This is a genomic window from Streptomyces sp. H27-D2 (assembly GCF_035828615.1).
In the GTDB taxonomy this organism is placed as follows: Bacteria; Actinomycetota; Actinomycetes; order Streptomycetales; family Streptomycetaceae; genus Streptomyces.
Map to the genome: position 1 here is coordinate 15,299 of NZ_JAYMZR010000008.1, position 11,561 is coordinate 26,859.

Below are 11,561 nucleotides of genomic sequence, written 5' to 3' on the forward strand. Positions count from 1 at the left end.
GCCGGCCTTCCGCCGTTTCCTACTTCTTGTTCTCGACCGCGTGGCCGCCGAACTGGTTGCGCAGCGCGGCGATCATCTTCATCTGCGGGGAGTCGTCCTGGCGGGACGAGAAGCGGGCGAAGAGCGAGGCGGTGATGGCGGGCAGCGGCACCGCGTTGTCGAGAGCCGCCTCGATCGTCCAGCGGCCCTCGCCGGAGTCGGCGGCGTACCCGCGCAGCTGCTCCAGGTGCTCGTCCTGGTCCAGCGCGTTGACGGCGAGGTCGAGCAGCCAGGAGCGGATGACCGTGCCCTCCTGCCAGCTGCGGAAGACCTCGCGCACGTCGGTCACCGAGCCCACGGACTCCAGCAGCTCCCAGCCCTCGGCGTAGGCCTGCATCATCGCGTACTCGATGCCGTTGTGAACCATCTTGGCGAAGTGGCCCGCTCCGACCTTGCCGGCGTGGACCGAGCCGAACTCGCCCTCGGGCTTGAGCGCGTCGAAGACCGGCTGGGCCTTCGCGACGTTCTCGGCGTCGCCGCCGTACATCAGCGCGTAGCCGTTCTCCAGGCCCCAGACGCCGCCGGAGACGCCGCAGTCGACGAAGCCGATGCCCTTGGCCTTGAGCTCCTCGGCGTGCTTCTCGTCGTCGGTCCAGCGGGAGTTGCCGCCGTCGACCACGACGTCGCCGGGCGAGAGCAGCTCGCCGAGCTCGTCCACGGTGGACTGGGTGGCGTCGCCGGCCGGGACCATCACCCAGACGACCCGCGGGCCCTGGAGCGAGTCCACGAGCTCCTTGAGGCTGTGGACGTCCGCGACGTCGGGATTGCGGTCATAACCGATGACGGTGTGGCCCGAGCGGCGAATGCGCTCGCGCATGTTGCCGCCCATCTTGCCGAGACCGATGAGACCGAGCTCCATCAGGGATCCTCTACGACGTAGTTCATTGGCGTACTCGCGTGGTGTACCTGCGGCCGAGCCTACGCCCGGCGCTCCGCGCTCAACTGTGGGCTCGACCGCTCATCGCGAGGGCCCGCCGGAACTGTCCGGCGGGCCCTTCCGACGGCTCAGCCGCTGAGCCGCACCGGCATGATCAGGTACTTGTACGCGTCGTCCGCCTCGGCGTCCAGCGCGGGCCTGCCGCTGAGCAGCGCGGGCTTCGTGGAGGTCGTGAAGGACAGCTGGGCGACCGGCGAGTCGATGGCGCTGAGCCCGTCGAGCAGGAAGGTCGGGTTGAAGGCGATCGAGATGTCGTCGCCGTCGAGGACGGCGTCGACGCGCTCCACAGCCTGTGCGTCGTCGCTGGAGCCCGCTTCGAGGATCAGCACGCCCTGCTCGAAGCTCAGCCGCACCGGGGTGTTGCGCTCGGCGACGAGCGCCACGCGCTTGACGGCCTCCACGAAGGCCGGCGTCTCGATCACCGCGATGGAGTTGAACTCGGTCGGGAAGAGCGTGCGGTACTTCGGCAGGTCGCCTTCGAGCAGCCGGGTCGTCGTACGGCGGCCGGCTCCCTCGAAGCCGATCAGGCCCTCGCCGGCGCCGGAGCCAGCCAGCGCGATGCTGACCGTGTCGCCGTTGGTGAGCGACTTGGCGGTGTCGAGCAGAGTCTTGGCGGGCACCAGGGCGACCGCGGAGATGTCCGGCACCTCGGGCTTCCAGAGGAACTCGCGGACGGCGAAGCGGTAGCGGTCGGTCGAGGCGAGGGTGACGGTGTCGCCCTCGATCTCGATGCGCACACCGGTGAGCACCGGGAGGGTGTCGTCGCGGCCGGCCGCGATGGCCACCTGGGCCGCCGCGGAGGCGAAGACCTCGCCGGGCACGGTGCCGGTGACGCTCGGCATCTGCGGCAGGGCCGGGTATTCCTCCACGGGCAGTGTGTGGAGGGTGAAGCGTGAGGAGCCGCAGACCACGGTCACTCGCACGCCCTCGGTGGAGATCTCCACCGGTCGGTTGGGCAGCGCCCGGCAGATGTCGGCGAGCAGCCGGCCGGAGACCAGGACGGTGCCGTCCTCCTCGACGTCGCCTTCGACGGAGACGCGGGCCGACACCTCGTAGTCGAAGCCGGACAGGCTCAGCGTGCCTTCCTCCGCCTTCAGCAGCAGCCCCGCCAGAACCGGCACCGGTGGGCGGGCCGGCAGGCTTCGGGCCGCCCAGGCCACAGCCTCCGCGAGTACATCGCGCTCCACCCGGATCTTCACCGGAAACCGCCTCCTGCTGTTGCTCGCTCGTCCTGCTGGCCTTCGTCGTCGGCTGTGTTGCCGCCGGACCAGTCTGACGTACGGCGCTGACAGTCGGTGCGGCTCGGGGTCAAGTCGTTGCGAGTGGCGTGGGCCGGCCGGAGGTCCGGTTGTGCACAGCCCCCACTTCCAAGCAGCTTCCCAGTTATCTATAGGTGGTCGTAGTAGTAGGGGTTGTGGAAACCGTGGATAACCGTCTTTTCGCAGGTCAGAGCAGGTTTTTTATCCACCGGGCCTGTGGGCGGGGACGGTGGAAAACCACACCGTTCTGTGGACACCCGAAAGTTCTGCACAGCGCGTGCACAGGCAAGGCCTACTTCTCCCCAGCCTCGTCCCCAGCTTTACCCCGGTTCTCCCCAGCCCAACCGAGCACCTTGGTGTGACGCCTTTCACTCGGCACGGTGACCTCGGGCGTTTCGTTGCCGAACAGTGGACAACCGTGTGGAAATGCTGTGCACAACCGGCCACAGCCTGTGGGCCGCCGGTGGACAACCCCGGAGCCCCTTGCCGCCGTGATTTTTATCCACAGCCTGTGGATAAAGGTTTGCCACATTTCCCCAGGCCTCTGACCTCGGCAGATGGATCTTGAGGCAGGTCGCCTGTGGACACAGTCTGGACAACTTTTTTGGTCCCCAGGGTGTGGACGGCCTTCCGGCCCCAAACCTGTGGAGAACACTGCCGCAGCGACGGGTATTCGAACAGTTCTGAACAGAAGATCGGCTCGGGCGTCGGTCGCGGACGGTCTTCGGGGCGGTCTTCGGAGGGGTCGCGGGGGTCCGCGGGGGGTTCGCAGGGGCCTCGCGGGCGGTTCGCGGGCGTTTCCGAGGCCCGTCGGAGCGGTCCCGAGGGGCTGTCCCGAGGGGCTGTCCCGAGGGGCTGTCCGCACGGGGCGGCATGACGAAGGGGCGCTCCGGGGAGAGCCGACCCCCTGAGCGCCCCTGACAGGCCCGCCGAGCCCGTCTCAGCCGTTCTTGATCCGGTTCGTGAGCTCCGTGACCTGGTTGTAGATGGAGCGCCGCTCCGCCATCAGCGCGCGGATCTTGCGGTCCGCGTGCATCACCGTCGTATGGTCGCGGCCGCCGAACTGCGCGCCGATCTTCGGCAGCGACAGATCCGTCAGCTCCCGGCACAGATACATCGCGATCTGCCGGGCGGTCACCAGCACCCGGCTGCGCGAAGAGCCGCACAGGTCGTCGTTCGTGAGCCCGAAGTACGAGGCGGTCTCGGCCATGATGGCGCTCGCCGTGATCTCCGGGGCCGCGTCCTCGCCGCCCGGGATCAGGTCCTTGAGCACGACCTCGGCCAGGCCCAGGTCCACCGGCTGCCGGTTGAGGCTCGCGAACGCGGTGACCCGGATCAGCGCGCCCTCCAGCTCCCGGATGTTGCGCGAGATCCGCGAGGCGATGAATTCCAGCACCTCGGGCGGCGCGTGCAGCTGCTCCTGCACCGCCTTCTTGCGGAGGATCGCGATCCGCGTCTCCAGTTCGGGCGGCTGGACGTCGGTGATCAGGCCCCACTCGAAGCGGTTGCGGAGCCGGTCCTCCAGGGTCACCAGCTGCTTGGGCGGCCGGTCCGAGGACAGCACGATCTGCTTGTTGGCGTTGTGCAGCGTGTTGAAGGTGTGGAAGAACTCCTCCTGCGTCGACTCCTTGCTCGCCAGGAACTGGATGTCGTCGACGAGCAGGATGTCCATCTCGCGGTAGCGCTTGCGGAACGTGTCGCCCTTGCCGTCCCGGATGGAGTTGATGAACTCGTTGGTGAACTCCTCGGAGCTCACATAGCGCACCCGGGTGCCCGGGTAGAGGCTGCGCGCGTAGTGCCCGATCGCGTGCAGCAGGTGGGTCTTGCCGAGCCCGGACTCGCCGTAGATGAACAGCGGGTTGTACGCCTTGGCGGGGGCCTCGGCGACTGCCACCGCCGCCGCGTGCGCGAACCGGTTGGAGGCGCCGATGACGAAGGTGTCGAAGAGGTACTTCGGGTTCAGCCGCGCGGTCGGCTCGCCGGGGCCCGACGCGGGCGCGGGCTGCGAGGCCAGCGGACCGGGTGCGCCGGGCGCGGGCAGCGCGCCCGGCCCGCCGTGGGAACGCTGCTGCTCGGAGTGGCGCCGCTGCTGCTCGTAGGACGAGCGGTCCTGGCCGAGGTGGTCCCCCGGTCCGTTGCGGTAGTCCTGCTGCTGCTCGTACGACTGCTGGGTGCGCGGCGGCGAGGCGTACGGGTCGCGGTCCTGGAAGCCGCCGAGCCGCTGCTGCTGCCAGCCGTAGTCCCCTCTGTCCTCCTGCATGGGGGGCCCGGAGGGGCGCGGCCAGCCGCCGGGCTCGGGGCGCTGGTAATCGGGGTAGGCGGGCCGGGCCGTCGGCAGCTCGTCGGAGGGCCGGCCGTAACCGTCGCGGACGTCCCTGTTGTCCCGGCTCCCCCTGTTGTCCCGTGCGTCGCGGCCGTCGCGGGAGTTGTAGCCGTCGTACGCGTCGTGCTGGGGCTCGCCGCGCTGCTGGTCGTCGTAGCGCGAGGGCGGTTGCTGCTGGTGCTGCGGGTGGTGCGGAACCGGGCTCTGCGGGAGGGGCGGCTCCCCGGCGGTGTCGTCGACGGTGATCGCGATCCGGATCGGCCGCCCGCACTCCCGGCTCAGCGTCTCGCTGATGAGCGGCGCGAGCCGGCCCTCCAGGACGCCCTTGGCGAATTCATTGGGCACGGCGAGCAGAGCGGTGTCGGCGACCAGCGCGAGGGGCTGGCAGCGCTTGATCCAGTGCTCGTCCTTGGCCTCCACCCCATGCCCCCTGCCTTCGCCGAGCAGTTGCTCCAGCACGCGCGGCCACACTGCGGCAAGATCGGCGGGTACGTCAGCCACAGGGCACGCTCTCTCACTAGCTGGGCGGGGAGGTGGGGCCGACAGGTCCCACGAATGTGTGGTTCTTGGGACGGGCGGGAAGAAATCGAGGTTCGGCCAACGTAGTCAGCCCGGCATGCGCGGTTCAAGTCGTTGTCCACAGGGTGTGTACAAATGTGCCACGTGGGGCGGGCCATGGCTTCTCCGGGCCGCCCCACGGCGTCGGGCTGTCCTTGATGTGCCACTGGTTTGACCGGATGGCGCAGCCGCGCGTACCGTGACCAGGTCGAGTTGTCGATGGCTGCTGCCGCCTGCCTCCGATGGGCGAAGGCCACGAAGTGTGGTCGGAAGCGGTGCACTCGGGCGTACTTGCGAGCTTCTCGTGGGCGCACGGTGACAGCCAGGCGATGTCCCGCCACTACCCGAACATTTCTGGAGCCCCCGAGTGAGCAAGCGCACCTTCCAGCCGAACAACCGTCGCCGCGCCAAGACCCATGGCTTCCGCCTGCGGATGCGCACCCGTGCCGGCCGCGCGATTCTCGCGTCCCGCCGTGGCAAGGGCCGCACCGAGCTGTCCGCCTGATCGTAAAGGTCACGACGTGCTGCCTACCGAAAATCGGCTGAGGCGGCGCGAGGACTTTGCGACCGCGGTACGCCGAGGACGCAGGGCCGGGCGCCCTCTTCTCGTCGTTCATCTTCGCAACGCCCCCCCGCAGGTCGAGGGGGGCGGGAACCCGCACGCGCCTGGGGAGAGCGCTCCCCTCGCACGTGCGGGTTTCGTCGTCAGCAAAGCCGTCGGCGGCGCTGTCGTCCGCAACCTGGTGAAGCGGAGGCTGCGCCATCTCATGCGCGACAGGATGTCTCGGCTTCCCGCCGGTAGCCTGGTAGTAGTAAGGGCGCTGCCCGGCGCCGGCGAGGCGGGTCACGACGAGCTGGCCCAGGACCTGGACGCCGCGCTGCAGCGGCTGCTGGGAGGGGCGCCGCGATGAAGTACCCGCTGCTGTGGTTGATCAAGCTGTACCAGTGGACCATCAGCCCGCTGCTGGGGCCGGTCTGCAAGTACTACCCGTCGTGTTCGCGATATGGCTATCAGGCCATCCAGGTCCACGGTGCGGTGAAAGGAACGGCGCTGACCGCCTGGCGCATCCTGCGCTGTAATCCGTGGTCGCTCGGTGGCGTCGACCACGTACCTCCCCGGAAGCGTCCGGTCTGGCACCAGCGGCTGCGAAGTCGCTGGGGCGGGCACCCCGCCGTCGAGCCCGTTGTACAGCCCGAGACTCAGCCCAACGCCCAAGGAGCCTGATTCGTGGACACGATCCTCGGTCCTCTCTATTTCGTAGTTTCCTGGATCATCGTCCAGTTCCACTCGCTGTACAGCCTTGTCTTCGACAAGAACAGCGGGGCGGCGTGGGGCCTGTCCATCGTTTCGCTGGTGGTCCTGATCCGGATCTGCCTGATCCCGCTCTTCGTGAAGCAGATCAAGGCGACACGGAACATGCAGGTGCTCCAGCCTCAGATGAAGGCGATCCAGGAGCGCTTCAAGAGCGACAAGCAGCGCCAGTCCGAAGAGATGATGAAGCTCTACAAGGAGTCGGGTACCAACCCGCTCTCGAGCTGTCTTCCGATTCTGGCCCAGTCGCCGTTCTTCATCACGCTGTACCAAGTGCTGAACCACATCGCCAACGGCAAGACCGTCGGCGTGATCAACCAGGACCTGCTGGACAGCGCGCAGAAGGCGCACATCTTCGGCGCTCCGCTGGCCGCCAAGTTCATGGACGGCGCCGCGAAGATCGAGAGCCTCGGCGCTTCGCTGGTCGACGTCCGCGTGGTCACGGTCATCATGATCGTCCTGATGTCGGGCTCGCAGTTCTACACCCAGCGTCAGCTGATGACGAAGAACGTCGACATGACGGTGAAGACGCCGTTCATGCAGCAGCAGAAGATGCTGATGTACGTCTTCCCGATCATGTTCGCCGTCTTCGGCATCAACTTCCCCGTGGGCGTCCTCGTCTACTGGCTGACCACCAACCTGTGGACCATGGGCCAGCAGATGTTCGTCATCCGCCGGAACCCGACCCCGGGCAGCCTCGCCTTCTCGCAGCGCCAGGAGCGGCTGCGCGCGCAGGGCAAGCTGAAGGAGGACCCGGCCGAGGTCGAGGTCAAGAAGGCCGTCGAGACCGCCCGCGCGAACCGGCAGCAGCCCAAGCGGCAGAGCAAGTCCCGGCGTCAGACCGCCGTTACGCCGCCGGCCGAGGGCCAGACCCGTGCTCGGGCCCAGACGCCGACCGCCGACGAGAAGCCCGATACCAAGACTTCGCTGGAGAAGAAGGGGCCGCAGGGTGGCAAGCCGGCCGGCGGCTCGGCCTCCGGCTCCTCCCGTAACGCCAAGTCCGGACAGCGCAAGGGCCAGCAGCGGCCCAAGCACCCGTCCAAGAAGTAAGAAGGAGTCCACCCGTGACGGAAGGCACCACGACCTCCACCCCGGAGGTCGTCGACACCGTGTCCCGCCTTGAGCAAGAGGGTGAGATCGCGGCTGACTACCTTGAGGGCCTGCTGGACATCGCGGACCTCGACGGTGACATCGACATGGACGTCGAGGCCGACCGGGCCGCCGTGTCGATCGTCAGCGAATCGACCAGCCGGGATCTGCAGAAGCTGGTCGGCCGTGACGGCGAGGTGCTGGAAGCGCTCCAGGAGCTGACCCGGCTCGCCGTGCACCGCGAGACCGGCGACCGCAGCCGGCTGATGCTGGACATCAGCGGCTTCCGGGCCCGCAAGCGCGAGGAGCTCACGGAACTGGGCTCCAAAGCGGTGGAAGAGGCCAAGGGCGCCGGCGAGCCGGTGAAGCTGCATCCGATGACGCCCTTCGAGCGCAAGGTCGTCCATGACGCCGTGGCGGCGGCCGGTCTGCGCAGTGAGTCCGAGGGCGAAGAGCCACAGCGCTGCGTCGTCGTGCTCCCGGTCTGATCCGGACCGGTTCCTGAGTCATTCCGGCCCCGTCTGTTCGCAGACGGGGCCGGACTCTGTCGGCCCGCTGTTCGGCGGACAACATGTTGTGTCTTCCGGGGGATCTCCCCCGGACCCCGAGGAAGGACGGTTCTCGTGACGGAGGCTGCGGAGCTCCCCCCGGCGCCCGAGGCGGCGCAGGCAGTATTCGGTGAGCGCTTCCCTGAGGCCGTTCGGTACGCCGAGTTGCTGGCCGATGCCGGGGTGCAGCGTGGCCTGATCGGGCCACGCGAAGTGCCGCGACTATGGGAGCGGCATCTGCTGAACTGCGCGGTGCTCTCCGAGGCGGTGCCCGAGGGCGTCTCAGTATGCGATGTGGGCTCCGGTGCGGGCCTGCCGGGCATCCCGCTGGCCCTGGTCCGGCCCGACCTGCGCATCACGCTGCTGGAGCCGCTGCTGCGCCGTACGAACTTCCTGCAGGAAGTGGTCGAGCTGCTCGGCCTGGACCACGTCACGGTTGTGCGTGGACGGGCCGAAGAGGTACTGGGCACCCTGCCGCCGGTGCATGTCGTGACGGCTCGGGCGGTGGCGCCGCTGGACCGGCTGGCCGGCTGGGGAGTGCCCCTGCTGCGCCCCTACGGCGAGATGCTGGCCCTCAAGGGCGACACGGCCGAGGAGGAGCTGAAGGGTGCCCGTGCGGCACTGAGCAAGCTCGGCGTGGTGGAGACATCGATCACGCATGTCGGCGAGGGAGTGGTGGATCCGCTCGCCACGGTCGTGCGCGTGGTGTGCGGGGAGAGCCCCGGCGGAGTTCGCTTCGCGACCAAGCGGGCGAAGGCGGCGCAGGCGGGCAGGGCCGCGAGGGCGCCGCGCCGTAGGCGCTGAGACGGCTTGGGAGCATTGGGGAGGCCCCCAATGCTCCATACAAGCAGTCAAAACTACCCATATCGGAGTGTCGTGCCCGGATAGGGCCTGCGCGAGTGCATCGTGTTTCACGTGAAACGTCGCTCTCTGCTGCAAGGAATCATCGGCCGCGGTCGCGCGGCCGCCGCGCCGCGCGGTCGTGCGGCGGATCCCCGAAGGGCCGGCCCCAGTCCTCCGAAAGAGCCTCCCGTAGTGGATTCATCCACAGGAGAATGGGCCCCGCTGGTTCACGACCCCGAAAGCATGGCAGGCTCAGTGCATTGTGAGCCTGAAGTCGAGGAGAGTGAATCCTTGCGGTCCGACGCCAACATCGCGGGGCCGATGACCGACCCGGTCCCCGGTCCCCGAAGCGAGTCGCCGGGGGAGGATGTTTCACGTGAAACGCCGCCTCCCATGGACGACACCCCCATCGGTCGTGCTGCCCAACTGGCAGTAGAAGCACTCGGCCGCGCGGGCGAAGGCCTGCCCCGGCCGGAGCAGACCCGCGTCATGGTCGTTGCCAACCAGAAGGGCGGGGTCGGCAAGACCACCAGCACGGTCAATCTCGCCGCTTCGCTGGCCCTGCACGGGGCGCGGGTGCTGGTGATCGACCTTGACCCCCAGGGCAACGCCTCGACGGCGCTGGGGATCGACCATCATTCCGAAATCCCGTCGATCTACGACGTCCTCGTGGAGAGCAGACCGCTCTCCGAGGTGGTGCAGCCGGTACCGGACGTCGAAGGGCTGTTCTGCGCGCCCGCCACGATCGACTTGGCCGGTGCCGAGATCGAGCTGGTGTCGCTGGTGGCGCGGGAGAGCCGGCTGGACCGTGCGATCAAGGCCTATGAGCAGCCGTTGGACTATGTCCTCATCGACTGCCCGCCGTCGCTCGGTCTGCTGACGGTCAACGCGCTGGTCGCCGGCGCAGAGGTGCTGATCCCGATCCAGTGTGAGTACTACGCGCTGGAGGGGCTGGGCCAACTGCTGCGGAATGTGGAGCTGGTGCGCGGCCACCTCAACCCCAAGCTGCACGTCTCGACGATTCTGCTCACCATGTACGACGGCCGGACCCGACTGGCCTCGCAGGTGGCGGACGAAGTGCGGACTCACTTCAGCACCGAGGTGCTGCGGACGAGCATTCCCCGATCGGTACGGATCTCGGAAGCCCCCAGTTACGGGCAGACGGTGCTCACGTACGACCCCGGCTCCAGTGGCTCGCTCTCCTATCTCGAAGCGGCCCGGGAGATCGCCCTGCGGGGGATGCCCCAGCAGGGCGGCCAAGGGGTGACGGTCAATTACGACGCACAACACCCCCACCAGCATGCCCAGACGGTGGGCCGGAACCATGGGCAAGAACAGCACAACATGTCGGAGGGGACTCAGTGAGCGAGCGACGTAGAGGACTGGGTCGAGGGCTCGGTGCGCTGATCCCTGCCGCGCCGCAGGCGTTGGACAATGCCGGGCCCGCGATGGGGAGCGGCGCGACTTCCCCGTCGGCGGTGCCCGTGCTGACCGCGGAGCGCGGCGTCGCCGCGGCCAAGGTCACCTCGCTCCCGCGGAGCGGCGTTTCACGTGAAACCGATTCGGCGGTGCGTGAAGAAGCTCCCGTGGTGATCGAGGAGGCGGTCGGAGCGCACTTCGCCGAACTGCCGCTGGACTTCATCACGCCCAACCCCCGGCAGCCGCGTGAGGTCTTCGACGAGGACGCTCTCGCCGAACTGGTCTCTTCGATCCACGAAGTGGGCCTGCTCCAGCCGGTCGTCGTACGTCAGGTGGCACCGGAACGCTATGAGCTCATCATGGGCGAGCGTCGCTGGCGGGCCTGTCGTGAGGTCGGTCTGGCGAGGATCCCCGCGATCATCCGGGCCACCGACGACGAGAAGCTTCTCCTGGACGCCCTTCTGGAGAATCTGCATCGGGCTCAGCTCAATCCATTGGAAGAGGCGGCGGCGTACGACCAACTGCTGAAGGACTTCAACTGCACGCATGATCAGCTGGCGGACCGGATCGGACGCTCGCGTCCGCAGGTCTCCAACACGCTGCGGTTGCTGCGGCTTTCTCCGTCGGTGCAGCGGCGGGTCGCCGCCGGGGTTCTCTCGGCCGGTCACGCTCGCGCGCTGCTGTCCGTGGACGACTCGGAGGAGCAGGACCGGCTCGCGCACCGCATCGTCGCCGAGGGCCTCTCGGTGCGCGCGGTCGAAGAGATCGTGACGCTGATGGGCGTACGTCCGAAGAGCAGTCCGAAGGGCAAGGGGCCGCGCGCGGGCGCCAGGGTTTCGCCGGCGCTCACGGACCTGGCCTCGCGGCTGTCGGACCGTTTCGAGACGCGGGTGAAGGTCGATCTGGGCCAGAAGAAGGGAAAGATCGTCGTCGAGTTCGCGTCGATAGACGATCTCGACCGCATTCTGGGCTCGCTGGCTCCGGGCGAGGGCCGGGTGCTGGCGAAGCGGCTCACGGAGGACGACGCCGAAGGCGCCGCAGACGCCGGCGAGGACGATCTCGCAGGGGAAGAGCGCGAGCGGTGAGTTGACGACTCAGCTGTGCTCCAAGGGGGCGGGCCGCGCTCCGGGTGAATTCGGAACGCGGCCCGCCCTTTTACCTTTACTGCGCTATCGGGGTAATCGCCGCACAGATACGATGTGTTCGGTTATGGCACATCCACCTTGCGAGACCT

11 protein-coding genes are annotated in these 11,561 nt (G+C 68.2%); 8 read left to right on the forward strand and 3 right to left on the reverse strand.

The genetic code is table 11. The annotated features are described in order from the left end of the window. Positions 1-19: 19 nt before the first annotated feature. The 3 genes from gnd to dnaA all read right to left on the reverse strand — a co-directional run bounded on the left by gnd (position 20) and on the right by dnaA (position 5,059). Positions 20-898, reverse strand: a complete 879-nt coding sequence (gene gnd / locus QMK28_RS05280; RefSeq protein ID WP_326435803.1) for a phosphogluconate dehydrogenase (NAD(+)-dependent, decarboxylating) — start codon at positions 896-898, stop codon at positions 20-22. Between the two features lie 146 nt (positions 899-1,044). Then, positions 1,045-2,175: a DNA polymerase III subunit beta gene (gene dnaN / locus QMK28_RS05285; RefSeq protein ID WP_326435804.1), complete on the reverse strand. Its 1,131-nt coding sequence runs from the start codon at positions 2,173-2,175 to the stop codon at positions 1,045-1,047. Between the two features lie 1,000 nt (positions 2,176-3,175). Continuing rightward, complete coding sequence (gene dnaA / locus QMK28_RS05290) at positions 3,176-5,059, reverse strand: chromosomal replication initiator protein DnaA (RefSeq protein WP_326435805.1); 1,884 nt, start codon at positions 5,057-5,059, stop codon at positions 3,176-3,178. Between the two features lie 424 nt (positions 5,060-5,483). Here dnaA and rpmH point away from each other — a divergent pair, with 424 nt between their 5' ends. From rpmH to QMK28_RS05330, 8 genes are all read left to right on the forward strand, one after another. Continuing rightward, entirely contained in the window at positions 5,484-5,621 is a 138-nt protein-coding gene (gene rpmH / locus QMK28_RS05295; RefSeq protein ID WP_326435806.1) for a 50S ribosomal protein L34, read from the forward strand. A 16-nt stretch (positions 5,622-5,637) separates the two neighbouring features. Continuing rightward, positions 5,638-6,027, forward strand: coding sequence for a ribonuclease P protein component (gene rnpA / locus QMK28_RS05300; RefSeq protein WP_326435807.1), 390 nt, complete (start codon positions 5,638-5,640; stop codon positions 6,025-6,027). Then, complete coding sequence (yidD, locus tag QMK28_RS05305; RefSeq protein WP_326435808.1) at positions 6,024-6,341, forward strand: membrane protein insertion efficiency factor YidD; 318 nt, start codon at positions 6,024-6,026, stop codon at positions 6,339-6,341. The genes rnpA and yidD overlap by 4 nt, the downstream gene beginning before the upstream one ends. Positions 6,342-6,344: 3 nt before the next feature. Continuing rightward, positions 6,345-7,478, forward strand: a complete 1,134-nt coding sequence (yidC, locus tag QMK28_RS05310; protein WP_326435809.1) for a membrane protein insertase YidC — start codon at positions 6,345-6,347, stop codon at positions 7,476-7,478. Positions 7,479-7,492: 14 nt separating this feature from the next. Continuing rightward, positions 7,493-8,005 carry a Jag family protein gene (locus tag QMK28_RS05315; RefSeq protein WP_326435810.1) on the forward strand — a complete coding sequence of 171 codons (513 nt, stop codon included), beginning with the start codon at positions 7,493-7,495 and terminating at the stop codon, positions 8,003-8,005. A 135-nt stretch (positions 8,006-8,140) separates the two neighbouring features. Then, positions 8,141-8,869, forward strand: coding sequence for a 16S rRNA (guanine(527)-N(7))-methyltransferase RsmG (gene rsmG / locus QMK28_RS05320; protein WP_326435811.1), 729 nt, complete (start codon positions 8,141-8,143; stop codon positions 8,867-8,869). A gap of 282 nt (positions 8,870-9,151) precedes the next feature. Then, on the forward strand, positions 9,152-10,273 hold the full coding sequence (locus tag QMK28_RS05325; protein WP_326435885.1) for a ParA family protein: 1,122 nt from the start codon (positions 9,152-9,154) through the stop codon (positions 10,271-10,273). Further along, positions 10,270-11,412, forward strand: a complete 1,143-nt coding sequence (locus QMK28_RS05330; RefSeq protein WP_326435812.1) for a ParB/RepB/Spo0J family partition protein — start codon at positions 10,270-10,272, stop codon at positions 11,410-11,412. The genes QMK28_RS05325 and QMK28_RS05330 overlap by 4 nt, the downstream gene beginning before the upstream one ends. Positions 11,413-11,561: the final 149 nt, after the last annotated feature.

What these genes read in the sequence shown, in the direction of transcription:
- gnd (WP_326435803.1), bottom strand. Translation starts at nt 898, where the DNA reads ATGGAGCTCGGTCTCATCGGTCTCGGCAAGATGGGCGGCAACATGCGC.
- QMK28_RS05325 (WP_326435885.1), top strand. Translation starts at nt 9,152, where the DNA reads ATGGCAGGCTCAGTGCATTGTGAGCCTGAAGTCGAGGAGAGTGAATCC.
- yidD (WP_326435808.1), top strand. Translation starts at nt 6,024, where the DNA reads ATGAAGTACCCGCTGCTGTGGTTGATCAAGCTGTACCAGTGGACCATC.